Genomic DNA, 17,950 nt, shown 5'->3' on the forward strand with positions numbered 1-17,950 from the left:
CATCCCCCCGGACACCGAGGACGACGATGACCTTCCTGTTCCGCAGCACCTCCTCTTCTCCCTCCGACCGCCCCGCCTCCGCCGCCGACGACGCCTCGTCGGCCGCTCGCGCCGGACGATCCGCCGTCGGCCCGCGCCGACGGCTCATGCGCGGCATCGCCGTCGCGTCCGCCGCCCTCCTGCTCGCGGCGCCGACGATGGCCGTCGCCGCCCCCGGGAACGGGAACGGCCAGGGCAGCGGCAGCAGCCAGAGCCAGGGCAACGGCACGGGCAATGGCCAGAACAACGGCAAGGGCCAGAACAACGGCAAGGGCAACGGCAACAGCCACAGCACCGGCAACGGCAAGGGCAACAACGGCCAGGGGAAGGGCAACGGCGGGCCGAAGGCCACGGCGGCGATCACCGAGCGCCAGGTGCTCGGCGAGGACGACGGCTGGGCGAGCGCCGACGGCGGCACCACCGGCGGCGCCGACGCGACCGCCGAGCACGTCTACGACGTCAGCACCCGCACCGAGCTCGTCGAGGCCCTCGCCGACGCCGGCGACGAGCCCTCGATCGTGCGCGTCCACGGCACCATCCCCGTCAACGCCGACGCCGACGGCAACGCGATCACCTGCGAGGAGATCGCCGAGGGCACCGGCTACGACTTCGACGCCTATCTCGCGGCCTACGACCCCGAGGTGTGGGGCTGGGACGAGGAGCCCTCCGGCGAGCAGGAGGACGCCCGCGCGGCCGCCGCGAAGAAGCAGGCGGCCCTCGTGAAGATCGTCATCCCCTCGAACACCACCCTGATCGGGGCCGAGGAGGGCGCCGGGCTGACCGGCGCGAGCCTCGCCATCACCGGCGTCGACAACGTCATCGTCCGCAACCTGACCTTCGCGGACACCTACGACTGCTTCCCCGCCTGGGATCCGACCGACGGATCGCTCGGCAACTGGAACAGCGAGTACGACAGCGTCCGCATCTACGACGACGCCACGCACATCTGGGTCGACCACAACGCGTTCACCGACGAGCCCATGACCGACGACCAGCTGCCCGAGTACTTCGGCCGCACCTACCAGCGCCACGACGGCGCCCTGGACGTCACCAACCGCTCCGACCTCGTCACCGTCAGCTGGAACTCCTTCGCCGACCACGACAAGCTCACCCTCGTCGGCTCCACCGACAACCCAGACAAGGGCGACCCCGGCCTGCTGCGCGTCACCTTCCACCACAACCTCTACGAGGGCGTCGGCCAGCGGGCCCCGCGCGTGCGCTTCGGCCAGGTCGACGTCTACAACAACCACTACGTGATCACCGAGGACCAGACCGTCTCCTACGGCTACTCCCTCGGCATCGGCTACGAGTCCCACGTGTGGGCCGAGGCCAACGCCTTCGACACCGGCGGCGTCGTCGAGGCCGGGCAGCTGCTCTCCGTCCTCAAGGGCACGACCGTGCGCACCGAGGGCAACCTCGTCGACGGCGTCGAGGTCGACCTCCGCGAGGCCTACAACGCCCTCGGCGGCACCCAGCTCACCGAGGACGACAGCTGGGAGCCGACCCTCCGCTCCCGCGTCGACGACGCCTCCGACGTCGCCGAGGTCGTCGACGCCTGGGCCGGCCCGCAGTACGGCGCGGCTCCGACGGTGATCGGGGACGACATCTGATGCACGAGCACGAGCACGGGGCCGACGGGCGCGTCGTCGGCGGGCAGTCCGTCGGCGACCGCGCCGCCGACGACCGGGCCGCCTCCGGGCGGGCTGCCGGCGAGCGGGCCGACGACGGGCAGGCGCGCGCTCCGGAGACGGACCGCGCCCGCCTGCGGGCCCTGCTCGCCCTCGGGCCGACGGCCCGGGACGGGAAGGGCCAGGGCCAGGGTGCAGGCGCCGGACGTCCGTCGGCGACGGTCGTCGGGCCCGACGGCACGCCCGTCGGCCCCGAGGTCGGCGCCGACGGTCCCGTGCTCGTCAGCATCCGGCGCACGCCGATCGAGGGGGCATCGGCCGCGGCGTCGGCGGGCTCGCCGGACGGATCGGACGCCGAGATCGAGGTCGCCCCGTCAGCCGCCGAGCAGGCGGACATCCCCGCCTACCTGCTCCGGCCCGCGCCGGACCGGGATCTCGGCGCCGGGGTCGTGCTCATCGCCGGCCACGGCCGCGGGATCGACGACCTCGTCTCCACCGACCCGGCCGACGAGTACCACGACGGCCTCGCGCACACGCTCGCGGGCGCCGGGTTCACGGTGCTGGCCCCGGAGGCCATCTCCTTCGGCCGACGCCGCTTCCCGCGGCCCGAGGGCGCCGAGCCCTACGAGGAGCGCGAGAACTCCTGCGGCATCGACGCCGCCCGCTACCTGCTGCGCGGGCAGCCGCTCATGGGTGCGCGCGTCGCCGACGCCGGACTCGCGGCCGCCGCCCTGCGGACCCTCGACGGCGTCGACCCCGACCGGATCGCCGTCGTCGGAGGCTCCGGCGGCGGAGCGGTCTCCCTGCTCCTCGCCGCGACCGACGAGTCCATCGCGGGGGCCCTCTCCGCGACCTACTTCTCGTCCTTCGCCGCGAGCCTCTGCTCCATCCGGCACTGCCCCTGCAACATCATCCCCGGCATCCTCGTCGGGGCCGAGGGGAGCCGCGGCCTCGAGATGGCCGACATCGGAGCGCTCGTCGCCCCGCGGCCTCTCATCCTCGAGGCCGGCGAGAAGGACCACATCTTCCCGATCGCCGCGACCCGCGCCGCCTTCGCGCAGATCGCCCCGCTGGGGCATGCGCAGCTCGTGGTGACGGGGGAGGGGCACCGCTTCGTCGGCGAGGAGTCCGTGCGGCTGCTCGCCGCGGCCATGGCCTGAGCGGAGGCCGACGGGCGCCGGGCCCGACCGGATGGACACCCGGTCGGGCCCGACGTCTGCCCGGAGGTACCGGCTCCCGGACCGCGATGGGTGGCAGTCACCACACCGCCGTGATTTATGAACGCCATAGCTTGTCAAAATGAGAGCTGTGGGCGCATCCTGCTTGTCCTAAGGCCCTGACCGGCATCGATCCTGGGATCGGAGCCGCCTCGACGGGGTCGGCCGACATGCGACGGGAGGCGGACGATGACGCGCGAGCAGGATGCCGCAGCAGCTGCGAGGACGACGACCGGGAGCGCCGTCGGCCAACCTGCCGCGGGCGCCGTCGGCCAACCCTCCGCGAGCGCCGTCGGCCAACCCTCCGCGTACGCCGGCGTCGAGCCGGCTGCGAGCGCCGACGGTCGGTCCGCCGTCGGCCCGCGCGCGGTCGTGCTGGGCGGCAGCATCGCCGGACTCCTCGCCGCGGCCGTGCTGGCCCAGCGCTCCGTCGACGTCACCGTCGTCGACCGCGATGAGCTCGTCGTCTCCGGCCCCGAGGCGCTCGCGCCCCGCCGCGGCGTGCCCCAGGGCGAGCAGACCCATCACCTCCTCGCGCTCGGCGCCGCCCGCCTCGAGGAGATCCTCCCCGGCCTCCGCGACGACCTGATCGCCGAAGGCTGCACCCCGCACGACGACCTCGTCGACGCCGCCCTCTGGCAGGGCGGCTCCTGGCGCGCCCGCACCGCGAGCGGCCTGGACCCCGTGACCTTCACCCGTCCCGTGCTCGAGGGCGTCATCCGCCGACGGGTGCTCGCGCTCCCCGGCATCCGGGCCGTCCGCGGCGCGGCCTCCGGGCTGATCCTCTCCGAGGACGGATCGACCGTGATCGGCGCCGAGGTCCGCGGCGCCGCCGACCTCCCCGACGGACGCGTCCTCGGCGACCTCGTCGTCGACGCCACCGGCCGCAGCACCCGCACCCCGCAGTGGCTCGAGGGCCTCGGCTTCCCCCGCCCCACGACCTCCACCGCCTGGGTGCACATGGGCTACACCTGCTACCGGGTCCGCCTCGCCGACGGCGCACTGCCCGACGGCGTCTCCACGCTCCTCGGCCCGCCCTCGGCGACGAACCCGATCAGCGTCCACCTGCGCGACGTCGGCCGCGGCGAGCACATGGTCATCGCCTACGGCGTCGGCAAGAACTACCCGCCGACCGACGTCGAGGCGATCCTCGAGATCGCCGAGCAGCTCCCGACCCCGCTCATCGCCCGCGCCCTCCGCGGCGCCGAGCAGCTCAGCGCCCCCGCCTCCTCCCGTGCCGCCAGCGACCACCGTCTGCTGTGGGAGGACTCCCTCGACCAGCCCGAGGGCCTCATCCACCTCGGCGACGCGGCCGCCGCCTACAACCCCTCGTCCGGCCAGGGCATGACCATGGCCGCCGTCGCCGCCACCGTCCTCCGCGACCTCCTCGCCACCGAGCTCCTCGATGCCGGGGACCGCGGTGCTGGGGGCGGGGACCGCGGTGCTGGGGTCGGGGGCCTCGGTGGCTCTTCGCGCGGGGCGGGCGGGGCGGGCGGCGTGGCTGCGGGTGATGTGGCTGCAGATGGCGTGGCTGCTACCGGCGTGCCTGCGGTGGAGCAGGCTGCGGGTGAGGTCCTCCGCTCCGCCGGATTCGCCCGACGCTTCCAGCGCGCACTCTCGCCGCATCTCGACGCCGCCTGGCAGAGCGTCGTCCGCAAGGATGCCCGCGTCCCCGGAGCCCAGCTCGACAACGTGGAGATCCCCGAGCCGCTGAGCCCCGAGCGCCTCGCCGCCGCGATCGCCCTCGAGGCCGCCGACCCCGCCTTCGCCCTCGAATCCGCGCAGGCCACCCACTGGATCCGTCCGGACTGGATCCGCCAGGACCATGTCCTCGCCCGCCTCGACGCCTGGATCGCCGACGCCCGCGAGGTCCCCGCCCACCTGACCGACCCGCGGGACGTCCCCGAGGTGACGGAGGCTGTCCTCGCACGGTGACTCGCCTTCTCGGGTGGCTGCTTCTCGAGGGCCTGCACGTCTCGTGGGGGAGTGCGTCTCGGATGCCTCTGCTCCTGGCGCCTCTGCTTCGGGTGCCTCTGCTCCGGGAGCCTCTGCTCCGGGCGCCTCGGTTCCGGGCGACGCGGGGGAGTGGCCGGAAACTGTCGGATATGGAGCGCTTCAGCTACTGCTGAGGGACAGTGGGCCCAACCTCAGCTGCCCCGACCCCTGACCGGCATCAGTCCCGACCGTGCATCGGCCCCGAGTGGCCGGAAACTGTCGGATATGGAGCGCTTCAGCTACTGCTGAGGGACAGTGGGCGGGAGGGTAGCCGCGGCGGCAGCTGTGGCCGTGAGGCTGAGTGCATGGTGGGCTCGGGGAGGGCGCCGGGACCGTCCCCTCTCCGGTCAGCGAGGGGGAGTGGCCGGGAACTGTCGGATATGGAGCGCTTCAGCTACTGCTGAGGGACAGTGGGCGGGACGGGACGGGGGCAGGGTGAGTATTCCGCCCGTTGCGGAGGCGACGCTCCCGCGAGGCACACCCGATGCCCCCGCGAGACGCGCCCACGGTCCCTGCGAGGCGCGCCCACGGCCCGCGAAGCGCACCCACGGTCCCCGCGAGGCGCACCCGCGGCCCGCGAGGGCGGTTCGGAGGGGCCGACAATCATGGTCCTCACCTCACGGGTGAGGCGTACGGCGCAGTTCTGCCGTACGTTGAAGGGTGTGGATGCTGCTGCGTCCGCGGCGACGAACGCCGTGATGCGCGCTCCCCGAAGACCTGAGTCCCTGTCCCTACGACGATTGCGAACACTTCATGACCTCTGACTCACGTACGTCCACGCGCTCGGATTCGCGCAACGACCAGCGCTCGGAGCGGAACTCCGACCATCGCGGCGACGACCGCAACGGGTCCCGCGGCGGCGACAACCGGAACTCCGGCGGTCGCAGCAGCGGCCGCGGCAACGGCGGCAACGCGAACAACGGCGGCGCCAACAGCAACGCCAACAACAGCAACGGCGGCAGCAACGCGAACAACGGCAACCAGGGCTCCGGCGAGGGCCGCTCCTCGCGCGGCTCCCGCAAGAGCTCGCGCGGGTCGCGCTCGGGCGCTCGTCGGACCCAGAACCAGGGCGGGCTTCCGCGCCTGCCGCAGAACGGTCTGCGGATCACGCCGCTGGGCGGCCTCGGCGAGGTCGGCCGGAACATGACCGTGTTCGAGCACAACGGCAAGCTGATGATCGTCGACTGCGGTGTGCTGTTCCCGGAGGAGCACCAGCCCGGCATCGACGTGATCCTGCCGGACTTCACCTCGATCCGTGATCGCCTCGACGACATCGAGTGCATCGTGCTGACCCACGGGCACGAGGATCACATCGGCGGTGTTCCCTACCTCCTCAAGGAGCGCGAGGACATCCCGGTGATCGGCTCGCAGCTGACGCTGGCGTTCGTCACCGCGAAGCTCAAGGAGCATCGCATCACGCCGGTGACGATCGAGGTCGAGGCCGGTGACCGCCGCAAGCAGGGCGTGTTCGACCTCGAGTTCGTGGCCGTGAACCACTCGATCCCGGATGCGCTCGCGGTCGCGATCCGCACGTCGGCGGGCATGGTGCTGTGCACGGGCGACTTCAAGATGGATCAGTTCCCGCTGGACGATCGGATCACGGATCTGCGCGCCTTCGCCCGTCTGGGCGAGGAGGGCGTGGACCTGTTCATGACGGACTCGACCAACGCCGAGGTCCCCGGCTTCACGATGTCGGAGCGCGAGCTGACGCCGGCGATCGACCGCGTGTTCGCGACGTCGCCGCGCCGCATCATCGTCTCGAGCTTCGCGAGCCACGTGCATCGCATCCAGCAGGTGCTGGACGCCGCCCACGCCGCGGGCCGCAAGGTCGCGTTCGTCGGCCGCTCGATGGTGCGCAACATGGCGATCGCGCGCGACCTCGGCTACCTGGACATCCCCAAGGGCCTGGTCGTCGACTTCCGCAAGATCCAGAACATGGCCGACGACAAGATCACCCTGATCTGCACCGGCTCCCAGGGCGAGCCGATGGCCGCGCTCGCGCGCATGGCCAACGGCGACCACCAGATCTCCGTCGGCGAGGGCGACACCGTCCTCATGGCCTCGTCGCTGATCCCCGGCAACGAGAACGCCATCTACGGGATCATCAACAAGCTGACCGACCTGGGCGCGAACATCGTCCACAAGGGCAACGCGAAGGTGCACGTCTCCGGGCACGCGAGCGCCGGCGAGCTCGTGTACTGCTACAACATCGTGCGTCCGAAGAACGTGATGCCGGTGCACGGCGAGTCCAAGCACCTGCACGCGAACGCCGAGCTGGCCCGCAAGACCGGTGTGCCGGACGAGAACGTCGTCATCGGCAAGGACGGCAGCGTCGTGGATCTGGTCGACGGCCACGCGAAGATCGTCGGCGAGGTCACCGCCGGGCTCGTGTACGTCGACGGCCAGACCATCGGCGCCGCGACCGAGGACACCCTCGCCGAGCGTCGTCTGCTCTCCGGCGGCGGCGTCGTCACCGTGGTCGCGCTGATCGATCCCGACACCTACGAGCCGGTCGAGCCGGTCGAGTTCCTCACCAAGGGCTTCGTGCACGACAAGCGCACCTTCGAGGGCGTCAACGCGCAGGTCGCGAAGGCTCTCGCGCGGGCGAAGTCGGAGAACGTCGAGGAGATCGCCGACATCGAGGAGATCGTCGTCGACACCGTCTCGAGCTACCTGCGCCGCAACTCGCGCCGCGAGCCGGCCGTCATGGCCGTCGTCGTCGACGCCTGATCCTCGGCTCGGTCCGCCGAGCCACGAGCCCCCGGCGCTCTCCGTCCCCTGCGGGGCGGGCGGCACCGGGGGCTCGCTGCGTCGAGAGCCTGAGGGCGGCCGACGATGCTTCCGGCTTCGCCGGGAGCAGGTCATGCTCGCAATCCTCTCCGCACCCTCTGCCATTCGGCGGTGGTGAGCAGCCCCTCCCGGCGTGCGCGTTCAGCGGCCGCCCGCAGGCGGTCGGCGTCTATGGCACCCCGGCATTCGAGGAGCGCATCGGCCACAGGTTGGGCTGCGAGGCCTTCGTAGTGGGTCGTGCGGGGGTCACCGTCGACCTGGGTGATCGAGATGAAGGGCGGAAGCTTCGAGCGCGTCCGACGCCGCACGGCGACGGCGATCCGACGAGGATTGACGTCGGCGAGGCCGAACAGTGCCAGGACGGATTCGCCATGCAGGAACGAGCCGTCGCCCGCTCGCAGCAGGGCCTCGGCGAACTGGTCGTACGGTGAAGGCTGCATGTCCTCCACACGGTAGAGGCCGTAGGCCACGTTCCGCAGTCCACCTCGTGCGGCCAGCTTGGGCAGCTCGCCGGGGGGAATACCGGCCTCTGCCGCCTCGCGCGTCGTGATGTACCCGTAGTGGTCGAGCGCGATCTCGCGGACCCGGCGGCGATATCCGACGTACGAAGGCATGGCGCAACTATACCGAAAACGGTAGTGTTGTGACAGACCTTCAAGCGACGCCGCCCGACGCCGACGCCGACGCAGACGCCGGACGCCGCCCGCTCAGCGGTGGGCGCGGTGGTAGGGGAGCGGGATCGGCGGGTTCGCGTAGCCGAGGACGTCGGCGGCGCGCAGGACGAAGTTGGGGTCGCGGAGCATCTCGCGGCCGAGCAGCACGACGTCGGCCTGGCCGGTGAGCAGGATCTGCTCGGCCTGGGCCGGGTCGAGGATGAGGCCGACGGCGCCCGTCGGCAGCCCGGTCGCGGTGCGGATGCCCGCGGCGAAGGGCACCTGGTAGCCGGGGCCGACGGGGATGTCGGCCGGGGCGTTGCCGCCGGTGGAGACGTCGATCATGTCGACGCCGTGCTCGCGCAGCCACTGCGAGACCTGGATCGTGTCCTCGAGGGTGAGGCCGTCCTCGAGCCAGTCGGTGGCCGAGAGGCGCACGAGCAGCGGCATGTCGTCGGCGATCTCGGCGCGGATCGCGTCGACGACCCGCAGCAGCAGGCGGGCGCGGTTCTCGAGCGAGCCGCCGTAGGAGTCGGTGCGGCGGTTCGACAGCGGCGAGAGGAACTCGTGGAGCAGGTAGCCGTGGGCGCCATGGATCTCGAGCAGGTCGAAGCCGGCGTCGGCGGCGCGGCGCGCGGAGGCGGCGAAGGCCTCGACGACGGCGTCGATGTCGGAGAGCTCGGCGGCGCGGGGCGCGGCGATGCCCTCGAAGGCGATCGCGGAGGGGGCGAGGGTCTCCCAGCCGCCGTCCTCGATGGGCTGCGAGGTGTGGGAGCGGTCGGTGCCCCACTCGCCCCACTCGGGCCAGAAGCTGCCCTTGCGGCCGGCGTGGGCGAGCTGGATGCCGATGGCGGCGCCCTGCGAGTGCGCGAAGTCGACGATCGGGGCGAGCGCGTCGCGCTGCTCGTCGTTCCACAGTCCGAGGTCCTTGTCGGAGATGCGGCCCTCGGGGGACACGCCCGTCGCCTCGACGATGATCGCGCCGACGCCGCCGCGCGCGAAGCCGCCGTAGTGGACCATGTGCCAGGCGGTCGCGACGCCGTCGCGCGCCTCGACGGCGTACTGGCACATCGGTGGGACCCAGACCCGGTTGCGCACGGTGAGGCCGCGCAGGGTGAGGGGATCGAAGAGCTTCTTGGACACCGAGGTCCTCCTGAGGTCGGGGCGCACCGCGGTCGACCCGCAGCGCGATGTTCGATGGGGATCATACTTCGATGGCAATCGAACTTCGACCCCCGTCGGACATCGATCTCTGTCGATCATCGATCTCTATTGACCGTCGATCTCCGTCGACCGTCGACGAGCGTCGATGATCGACGCCCGTCGAACCCCGACGTATGATCGATGTTCGCGAATCGGACCTCGGATCAGGAAGTGGCATGCGCACCCTCGCCCATCCCGCGCGCGACGAGCTGTGCATCGACGACGTGCTCACCTCGCTCGCCGACCCCGTGCGTCGGACGATCGTGCGGAAGCTCGCCGACCACGCCCACGAGCAGACCTGCGTGGCGATCGAGCTGCCGGTCGCGAAGTCGACCGCGTCCCACCACTTCCGCATCCTGCGCGAATCCGGTGTCATCCGACAGGTCTACGAGGGTGCCTCGATCATGAACTCGCTGCGCCGCGAGGATCTCGACGCCCGCTTCCCGGGCCTGCTCGACGCCGTCCTCAGCGCCCCGCCGCGCTGACCCCGGCCGCGCCGGCCTCCGCGTCCGTAGTGTCGGCCTGGCCGTCGACCCACCCCGTGTCACGGGAAAGCGCGTAGCGCGTTCTGGGTTCAGTCTGCATCGCTGGTCGTTGTTCCAGGATGGCGTCCGCCGTCGATCTCGGTCCACATGCCCCGGCTTCTCAGCGCTTCGGGATGGATCCCGAGCTGCCCGCCCGCGCCGCAGAACGTTCCCGACCTCGTCGCTGGTACCGGTCGCGCTTCCACGGCTGTCCTCGTGGCCCGCTCTCGAAGCTCGTCGGGCTCATCGGAGTGGCCGTTCGCCTGCGCCGGTACTGCCGCGGATGTCGACGTGATCGGCTGGGTCGACCTGGAGGCCGACGCCCCCGATCGTGCGGGCGCCGCGGTGCGAGCGGGGGGAGGTGCCAAGAATCTCCGGCCCCGTCTCGCGGGCGGTCACTCTGATGTGACTCGGGATGGCGGCGGTGCTAAGAGTCCGACCTCTCGATACAAGAATTCATTGAGTTCTCAAGATTATTTGCGACCAAATCTGACGCTCAGGCGTACTTCAGGTGAACTGCAGGGATCATGCATTGCGTCTGGTCGGGGTTGTTGTCAGTGTGGCGGTGGGTCTCCCCGAGGTGCTCGGTGCGTATTGTCCGAGGTGGGGGGCTCCAGGACGACTCGAGAGAGAAGTCCGCGAGGCCAGCAGAGGAGCCAGGGCCGCACCGGCGCGATCGCGTTCGGGGTGTACGGCCCGTGAATTGGGGGAACGTGAGTTCGCAAACTCTGGGCGTTAGCATGCCCGCACGCCTTCGACTTCGTCACGACGCGGTATTTGCGAAAGCGCCGCAAGGGGTTCTCGTGCGTCATTCGGACGGAGGTTTTTATGTTCGCGGCGAGAACACCTACCAGTGGCTCGCGTCCATCGCACCGTTCCTTGACGGTTCGCTGACCCGGGAGGAGCTCCTCGCCGGGCTCGACGAGGACCGCGCGAAGATGGTCGAGCAGCTCGTCCGCGCTCTGAGCGAGAAGGATGTCGTCACCGAGGTGTCCGGACGGTCCGTCCTGGAGGACGATGAGCTCGCTGAGTACCGCGCGCAGATCGCTTACATCGACCACTATGCGGACCACGGGGCCACGAGGTTCGAACGTTTCCGCAGCGCGGACATCCGCGTGTGGGGGGATGGACCCCTCGCCAGGACCGTCCAGGACGGGCTGCGGCTCAACGGGCTGCGCGCCATTGCCTCGATGGATACGGCGTCGCCGGACTCGGCCGACCTCGTCGTGGTATGTGCCGAAGACGGCGACTCCTCCCGCATTGTCGCGGCGCTCCGCGACGGGGAGACGGCAGTGTTGCCCGTGACCCGCTGGGGATCGACGGTCGTTCTCGGCCCGCTGTCCGGAGCAGGACGCGAGAGTGACTGGACGACCGCCATGACGCGGATGACTCGGAATGACCCCGCGACCGCGGCCGAGGTATGGCGCGCCGCGGCGCTACCTGGCAACGGGCGCCGACCAGCAGCGCTAGGCGCACTCCACACGTCGATCATCGGGCTGGCCACAGCGTACGAGGCGTTCCGCGTGCTCACCGCCGCGCCTGCTCCCGAGACCGATGGCGCGGTGGTTGTTTTCGACATGGAGACTGGGGACTCCCACCAGGAGCAAGTCCTCCCCGACCCGCGATCCGTCTCGCTCGGGGCCACGGGCGTGCCGACGGTCAAGGATATTCGGCTCGGCGGAGTCGCGACGCCCGCGGACACCGACGAGTACTCCGCGACGTCCCTCGAGGATGAGAACGAGGAGCTCAAGCGGTACCTGCAGCTCGTCGGCGAGTACGTGGGCGTGGTCCGTGACTTCGACGACGAGGATATCGATCAGTCGCCTGTGAAGATCTCCCGCGCTCTGATCGGCGCGGACGGCAGGGCTTCGGCGATGCGGGGCTTCGCCCTCGAGACCCTGGGCGATGCACGGCGCGACGCGGTGCAGCGGGCGGTCCTGGACTACGTCGCGCACGTTGGCCCTATCCCTCGCGCTCCGGAGCCCGATGCGGCCGGGACCCAGGAGATCACCGCGTCCGACCTCGTGCTCGCCACCGGGCTCGGAGGGCCCGGGAGCGATGCGGATCCGGCGGCGGCGCCGGTGATCGGTCGCGCTCTCGGCGGCGAGCTCGTAGCCGTCCCTGCGGCAGCCGTGTACGCCCGGAGCGACCTCAACTCCGCCGGTGACCTCGAGCGCAGTAGCGCCGGTGAAGGTTCCGGCCCGAGCCTCCCGGACGCCATCCGCCAGGGGATCATCTCAGCAATCGCATTCGAGGCGGTCCGTGAGGCGGCACGAGGGGCCGCATGCCGGAGCTACCCCAGCGGGCACGTCGATGCGGCGACCGTCTTCCTCCGAGAGTCCGCGGGGATCCTGCGGAACGTCCCGGAGCTCGTCGTCCTCCCGACGCGCGGTACGGCCGCGGTGGTGCTCGCGCGGAACCCTCACGGTTCGGCGGCCTATGCCGTCGGTGCCGGTGTCGACCTCGTGAGCGCGGCGAACGACGCTCTGCTGTCGTATCTCGGTCGCAGCCTGGTGCCCGAGGGGCGGCCGATGTCCGATGAGCTCCTCCTCCCAGGATTCGATCCGCGGACGATCCGCGTCGATTCCTCGACCTCCACCACCTCGCTTCCCGCGCCGGAGGCGTCGGGCCTCGGTCTCGCCGAGCAGCTCCGTGCGGAGGGCCGCCAAGCGGTGGTCGTGGACACCACACCTGCAGACGTCCTGTCGACCGGGGCGCTGAGGACGGTGAGGGTCCTCCTGACCCGCGCCGGTGCATGACGAAACCCACCGGAAGGAGATGAGTCGTGAGCTCGAAGCTCTCGTCCGACCTGTCCGTCCTGGAGACGGAGACGTTCGAGATCGTCGACAGCGCCGAGGTGATGCTCGACGCGGGAATCGCCTGGTCCAGCTGCTCGACCTCCAGCTGCTGCGGCTGCTCCAGCTCGAGCTGCAGCAGCACCAGCTGCAGTTCGACGAGCTCCAGCTCGACCACGAGCTGTAGCCACATCGGCTGACCCCGATCTCCGCACGGATCCGGGCCCGATCCGCTGCGGCGCCCCGAAGGGCCACTGAGGAGAGGAGAGGAGGAACGACATGTCAACGCTCAAGACCCAGCTCTCGGCCCTCGAGGCCGAGACCTTCGAGATCAGCGACGTCGCCGAGGTGTCTCAGGACGACGCCTGGACCTGGTCGAGCTGTTCGACCTCGAGCTGCTGCGGCTGCTCGAGCTCGAGCTGCGGCAGTTGCACCGGCTGCTCGTGCAGCTGCGGCTCGACCAGCGGCTGAGCCAGTGCGCTCGGAGCGCACCACCGGACCGCAGTGCAGGGCCCCCGGCCCACCCTGTGCTGTGCAGTGAAGGGCCACCACCGAAAGAAGGAAGAAGATGTCAACTCTCGGAAGCCAGATCGCCGCGCTCGAGGCTGAGACCTTCGAGGTCGCGGACCTGTCCTCGCCCGAGGAGAACTTCGGATCGTGCAGCACCTCATGCTGCTCCTGCTCGACGTCCTCCACCTGCTCGACGACGAGCTCGAGCTGCAGCTCGACGTCGTCCTGCGGCTGATACGGGGAGAATCGCATGAACCCGCTCGCGAACCAGCTTGCTGACCTCGAGGCGCAGACCTTCGAGATCACCGATGTCGCGCAGCTGTCCCAGGATGAGGCTCTGACCTTCTCCAGTTGCTCCACGTCGAGCTGCTGCGGCTGCTCGAGCTCGAGCTGCGGCAGCTGCAGCAGTTGCTCCTGCAGCTGCGGATCGACCTCTTCCTGCGCCTGATACGGCGCGACCGACCCTCGAAGCGAGCGGACTCCGAACACCCACTACGACAGCGGCCCCGACCGCAGGGGAGATCGAGGCGCATCTCGGCGCCGGATCGGTCCCTGACGACGGCGGCAGCCATCGTTCCAGCACTGCTCGCGGGCGCCTCGCTCCCGCTCCGCTTCTCGAGGCCCGGTGCACGACGAAGCGCGCGCTGGTCCGGAACTCACCGGCCCGGCTGTGCCTGACTCTCGACACCACGGCTTCTCGACCCCGACGCACTGCGCCCATCGACCGCGATGGGTCGCACGGGTTCGAGCTGCAGACACGTCAGCTGCAGCTCGAACCCGGTCCCCTCGCATTCCAGCTGGATCGCGCACCGCGGATCCGACGACGTCCCCGCCTGCGCCCGAAGCGCGGGCTGCCCCGAGCCCAGAGAGGTAGACGGAGCGACATGCTCGCACCCCTGACCATGACCGCCGTGGAGAAGACCCAGGCGTTCCTCGATGCCGAGCGCGATCCGGGAGCATCGCAGCCCCCTGTCGTGATGGCCCTCGGCTTCACGGACGTCCTCGGGGCGGAGATCGGTGACGAGGTCGGCTTCCCCACGCCGCCTGGGGCCACGACGGTCCATCTGCACGGCCGCGATGCATACCTCCTCGCCGCCTCCGATGAGCGGCCCTCGCCGTGCGCTCGTTGCTTCCACCGGCGGTGGCAGGCGATCCGTAACCAGGAGGAGCGCGACGCCCTCGAGGTCACCGGGTCCTCCAGCGCGGTGCCGTCCGACCCATGGCTCACCCCGCTCGCCCTCACCGCGCTGCGAGCCCTGGTCGCCGAGCGCGACGTCGACCGGGCGGAACGGCCCGTCGGAACCGGAACGATCCGCAGGCTGCGCCTTGACACGCTCGCGACCAGCACCTTCCCGCTCCTCGCAGACCCCGACTGCCCGCAGTGCGGGAGCCGTCCCGAAGCCGGCCCCCATCGGGCGATCGTGCCCCTCGAGCGCCGGCAGAAGCGTAGGCCGGACTCATTCCGCCAGCAATCCGTCACCGACTACGACATCGACCCCCGCGCCTTCGCCAACCCGGTCTGCGGTGCCCTGGGGTCGGTCATGAACGCGGCGTTCGACAATCCCACGACGATGCCGGTGACCGGGGTGAGCCTCGTGCGCGGTGCGGCCCACATCCACGAGTTCTTCTGGAGCGGGCACGCGGACTGCACCCGGGACTCACAGCTGCTCGCGATCCTCGAGGGCCTCGAGCGCTACGCCGGCCTCCTCTCCCGCGGGCTGCCTGACCCGATCTGGTCCTCTCTGGAGGGTCTGCGGGCTCAGGGGACGGCGGCGCTCGACCCGCGCGAGTGCACCCTCTACCCTGATCGCTTCTACGAGCGCTTCGGTGCGTTCTACACGGCCTTCACCCCGGACCTCGAGGTGCCGTGGGTCTGGGGCCAGAACCTCACCACGCAGCGGCCGACACTCGTGCCGCAGCGGCTCGTCCACTATCTCGACCAGGCCGGTCCCGCGTTCGTGGACGAGTGCTCCAACGGCTGCGCGACCGGCGCCTCCCCGCAGGAAGCGATCTTCCACGGCCTCCTCGAGCTCATCGAGCGGGACTCGTTCCTGCTCACCTGGTTCGCCCGGCATCGCGCGGACGAGGTGGATCCGATGAGCAGCGGCGCAGAGGACATCGACCTGATGATCGCCCGCATGAGGCTCGAGGGGTTTGAGGTGCGTATGTTCGACACCCGGATCGACCTCCCGATCCCGGTGATCAGCGCTGTCGCCGTGCGCCAGGACGACACCCCCGGACGGCTCTGCTATGCCGCCGGCTCCTCCCCGGACCCGGTGCAGGCGATGCGCGCGGCCCTCTGCGAGATCTCCTCCTATGTCCCCAGCTTCGAACGCCGTATGGCTGACGGCGCGCAGGACGCGAAGGCGATGGAGGCGGACTATTCGCAGGTGGGCGAGCTCAAGCACCACGCACTCCTGCACGGCCTGGAGTCCGTCGCCGCCCACTCGGACTTCCTGCTCGGTGAGGGGCGGGCTCGCGCGGTGGCCGAGGTCTACGAGGAGTGGGAACGGGACCGGCCGCGCCACCGGGACCTCACAGAGGACCTGCAGTGGCTCCTCGACATGTTCGCCGAGCGCGGCTTCGAGGTATTCGCGGTGGACCAGACCACCGCCGAGCAGCGGGCACTCGGCCTCTCGACTTACGCCACCATCGTCCCCGGCCTCGTCCCCATCGACTTCGGGTGGACGAAGCAGCGCGGGCTCGAGATGGACCGGGTGCTCACCGCCCACCACGAGGCGGGCCTGCGCGATCGGCCGCTCGAGAGGGATGAGCTCAATCCCGTGCCGCACCCGTTCCCGTGATCGCGTCGCTCACGCCGCCGACCCCCGTCCCAGGAGGGACGATGACTGCTCCCCAGACCCTGCACGACTACGCCTACGACGTGTTCCAGCGCGCCCGGGTGCCGATGCCGCCCTTCGACTACGAGGTCCGCTGGCGCGAACAGCCGCGGCGCCACAAGATCTACCCCGTTGCGCCGACCTACACGTTGCCGATCGGGGAGCCGGTCACCACCGGCTTCTGGGACGCGTTGCGCGGTGCGGCCGGCTGGCCAGCCGACGAGCCGCTCGAGATCGCCCGCCTGGGGCGCGGCCTGCAGGATACGTACGGGTTGATCAGCAGGCGCCTGCGGGTCTCCGGCAATGACGACTCGCAGCACAAGCCCCGTGCGATGGGGACGACCTACGCGCGGGGGACGGCGAACGGGGGCGGGCTGTACCCGCTCGAGTTCTACTGGATCAACGGGCCGTCCGCGCGCCCGACGCCGGGCATCCACCACTGGGACACGTCTTCCGGCCGGCTGCAGCGCCTTCTCGCCGGGGACGTGAGCGACCACGTCGTGGAGGCGCTCGGTGTGCCCGCGCATACCGACCAGTTCCTCCTGGTGACTGTGAAGTATTGGAAGAACTCCTTCAAATACAACAGCTTCACGCATCACGTGGTCACGATGGATCTCGGGGCGACGCTCATGACGCTCCGGTTGGAGGGGATTGTCGACGAGGCCGCCGGGCGGGTGAGCCACCTGTGGTTCGACAGCTCCCGGCTCGATTCCCTGCTGGGCCTCGACAGCGCGGAGGAGACGACCCTCGCGGTGATCCCGCTGCCCGGCGGTCCGGACCGCACGGACGGCGTCCCCGCCGTAGACGAGCGCCCCGACCGTCATGGAGCCGTCGACGACGGCCCAGATCCCGCCGCCGCGGCGGTGGCCACCGATCACCCGGTGCCTGCCTTCGCGGAGGCGCCCGCGTCGGACACCGTCGGCCGCCCGCACGTGGAGCTCGCGGAGTCGGAGCGGTTCACCCGGCGGGTCCCGTTCCCCGCTGTCGACGAGGTGGTCGCGATCGAGCAGGCCTCTGGCGAGGTGCCCCGCAGACGGCTGCCCGAGCCGTCGCGGCTCCCGTTCGCGGCGGACGCTCCCCGCATCGCCCTGCCGGAGCTCCCCACGCGACCCGGTGACGCGCTGAGCGACGTCGTCGGCCGCCGGCGCAGTAGCTTCGGGACCTTTTCGAGCGCCGAGCCGCTGACACTCGCCGAGCTCGCCCAGCTGATCGACGCCGTCACGCTGGGTGCGCAGCTCCCCACTGATGCCGGCACGGCGCGGTTCACGCGGCCCGCCGTGTTCGTCAACCACGTCGACAGGGTCCCCGCCGGCACCTACTTGATCGACATCGACACCCGAGAGCTCGTCCTCGCCGATCCCACGCCGCCCGGCGAGTTCCTGCAGGCCGCCTATTTCCTCGACAACTACAACGTCGAGCAGGCAGCGGCGGTTATCACGCTCCTGGTCCCGGTCACGGCGGTGCTCGACACCGTCGGAGGCCGCGGCATCCGCCTTGCCAACGCGGTCACCGGCGCTGCGACCCAGGCGTGCTATCTCGCAGCGGCCGAGCTCGGGATCGCCTGCGGGGCGGCGCTCGGCTTCGACAACGTCGGATACGCAGAGCTCCTCGGCGTCGCGGAGACCGGGGAGCGGCCGATGATCATGCTCATGGTCGGGCGTGATCGCGGGGATCAGGCGGATTTCAGATTTCCACTCAGCACCGACTTTCCCAGGGGGGAACTGTGACAGGAATCCTTGACCGTGAAGCACCGGGC

General features: G+C 70.7%; 12 protein-coding genes. 9 read left to right on the forward strand and 3 right to left on the reverse strand.

Translation table 11 applies throughout. The features are described 5' to 3' along the window. Positions 1-26 precede the first annotated feature (26 nt). The 4 genes from ACXET9_RS08895 (at position 27) to ACXET9_RS08910 (ending at position 7,609) form a co-directional block, all read left to right on the forward strand. A complete protein-coding gene (locus tag ACXET9_RS08895; RefSeq protein WP_457886189.1) occupies positions 27-1,649 on the forward strand; it encodes a pectate lyase family protein in 1,623 nt (540 codons plus the stop codon). Next, complete coding sequence (locus ACXET9_RS08900; RefSeq protein WP_457886190.1) at positions 1,649-2,827, forward strand: alpha/beta hydrolase family protein; 1,179 nt, start codon at positions 1,649-1,651, stop codon at positions 2,825-2,827. Before ACXET9_RS08895 ends, ACXET9_RS08900 begins: the two co-directional genes overlap by 1 nt. Before the next feature lie 246 nt (positions 2,828-3,073). After that, a complete protein-coding gene (locus ACXET9_RS08905) occupies positions 3,074-4,819 on the forward strand; it encodes a hypothetical protein (RefSeq protein WP_457886191.1) in 1,746 nt (581 codons plus the stop codon). 813 nt (positions 4,820-5,632) lie between these two features. Beyond that, positions 5,633-7,609: a ribonuclease J gene (locus tag ACXET9_RS08910; RefSeq protein WP_457886192.1), complete on the forward strand. Its 1,977-nt coding sequence runs from the start codon at positions 5,633-5,635 to the stop codon at positions 7,607-7,609. 131 nt (positions 7,610-7,740) lie between these two features. Here ACXET9_RS08910 and ACXET9_RS08915 read toward each other — a convergent pair whose 3' ends face one another. Then, positions 7,741-8,283, reverse strand: coding sequence for a type IV toxin-antitoxin system AbiEi family antitoxin domain-containing protein (locus ACXET9_RS08915; RefSeq protein ID WP_457886193.1), 543 nt, complete (start codon positions 8,281-8,283; stop codon positions 7,741-7,743). Between the two features lie 93 nt (positions 8,284-8,376). Then, a complete protein-coding gene (locus tag ACXET9_RS08920) occupies positions 8,377-9,465 on the reverse strand; it encodes an NADH:flavin oxidoreductase/NADH oxidase (RefSeq protein WP_457886194.1) in 1,089 nt (362 codons plus the stop codon). 236 nt (positions 9,466-9,701) lie between these two features. On the opposite strand from ACXET9_RS08920, the gene ACXET9_RS08925 reads away from it, so the two are divergent. The 3 genes from ACXET9_RS08925 to ACXET9_RS08935 all read left to right on the forward strand — a co-directional run bounded on the left by ACXET9_RS08925 (position 9,702) and on the right by ACXET9_RS08935 (position 13,044). Beyond that, positions 9,702-10,010, forward strand: coding sequence for an ArsR/SmtB family transcription factor (locus ACXET9_RS08925; RefSeq protein WP_457886195.1), 309 nt, complete (start codon positions 9,702-9,704; stop codon positions 10,008-10,010). Between the two features lie 779 nt (positions 10,011-10,789). After that, complete coding sequence (locus tag ACXET9_RS08930; RefSeq protein WP_457886196.1) at positions 10,790-12,808, forward strand: TOMM precursor leader peptide-binding protein; 2,019 nt, start codon at positions 10,790-10,792, stop codon at positions 12,806-12,808. A 26-nt stretch (positions 12,809-12,834) separates the two neighbouring features. Next, positions 12,835-13,044, forward strand: coding sequence for a hypothetical protein (locus ACXET9_RS08935; RefSeq protein WP_457886197.1), 210 nt, complete (start codon positions 12,835-12,837; stop codon positions 13,042-13,044). Positions 13,045-13,126: 82 nt separating this feature from the next. Here ACXET9_RS08935 and ACXET9_RS08940 read toward each other — a convergent pair whose 3' ends face one another. After that, on the reverse strand, positions 13,127-13,843 hold the full coding sequence (locus ACXET9_RS08940; protein ID WP_457886198.1) for a hypothetical protein: 717 nt from the start codon (positions 13,841-13,843) through the stop codon (positions 13,127-13,129). A 395-nt stretch (positions 13,844-14,238) separates the two neighbouring features. Between ACXET9_RS08940 and ACXET9_RS08945 the strand changes: the two genes are divergently transcribed. Further along, the gene (locus ACXET9_RS08945; RefSeq protein WP_457886199.1) at positions 14,239-16,158 is read left to right on the forward strand and encodes a TOMM precursor leader peptide-binding protein; all 1,920 of its coding nucleotides are present in this window, start codon (positions 14,239-14,241) and stop codon (positions 16,156-16,158) included. A gap of 41 nt (positions 16,159-16,199) precedes the next feature. Then, positions 16,200-17,921, forward strand: a complete 1,722-nt coding sequence (locus ACXET9_RS08950) for a nitroreductase family protein (protein ID WP_457886200.1) — start codon at positions 16,200-16,202, stop codon at positions 17,919-17,921. Positions 17,922-17,950: the final 29 nt, after the last annotated feature.

The organism is Brachybacterium netajii (SeqCode) (assembly GCF_054114245.1).

What these genes read in the sequence shown, in the direction of transcription:
- ACXET9_RS08925 (WP_457886195.1), top strand. Translation starts at nt 9,702, where the DNA reads ATGCGCACCCTCGCCCATCCCGCGCGCGACGAGCTGTGCATCGACGAC.
- ACXET9_RS08930 (WP_457886196.1), top strand. Translation starts at nt 10,790, where the DNA reads ATGCCCGCACGCCTTCGACTTCGTCACGACGCGGTATTTGCGAAAGCG.
- ACXET9_RS08915 (WP_457886193.1), bottom strand. Translation starts at nt 8,283, where the DNA reads ATGCCTTCGTACGTCGGATATCGCCGCCGGGTCCGCGAGATCGCGCTC.
- ACXET9_RS08895 (WP_457886189.1), top strand. Translation starts at nt 27, where the DNA reads ATGACCTTCCTGTTCCGCAGCACCTCCTCTTCTCCCTCCGACCGCCCC.
- ACXET9_RS08945 (WP_457886199.1), top strand. Translation starts at nt 14,239, where the DNA reads ATGCTCGCACCCCTGACCATGACCGCCGTGGAGAAGACCCAGGCGTTC.
- ACXET9_RS08900 (WP_457886190.1), top strand. Translation starts at nt 1,649, where the DNA reads ATGCACGAGCACGAGCACGGGGCCGACGGGCGCGTCGTCGGCGGGCAG.
- ACXET9_RS08950 (WP_457886200.1), top strand. Translation starts at nt 16,200, where the DNA reads ATGACTGCTCCCCAGACCCTGCACGACTACGCCTACGACGTGTTCCAG.
- ACXET9_RS08905 (WP_457886191.1), top strand. Translation starts at nt 3,074, where the DNA reads ATGACGCGCGAGCAGGATGCCGCAGCAGCTGCGAGGACGACGACCGGG.
- ACXET9_RS08910 (WP_457886192.1), top strand. Translation starts at nt 5,633, where the DNA reads ATGACCTCTGACTCACGTACGTCCACGCGCTCGGATTCGCGCAACGAC.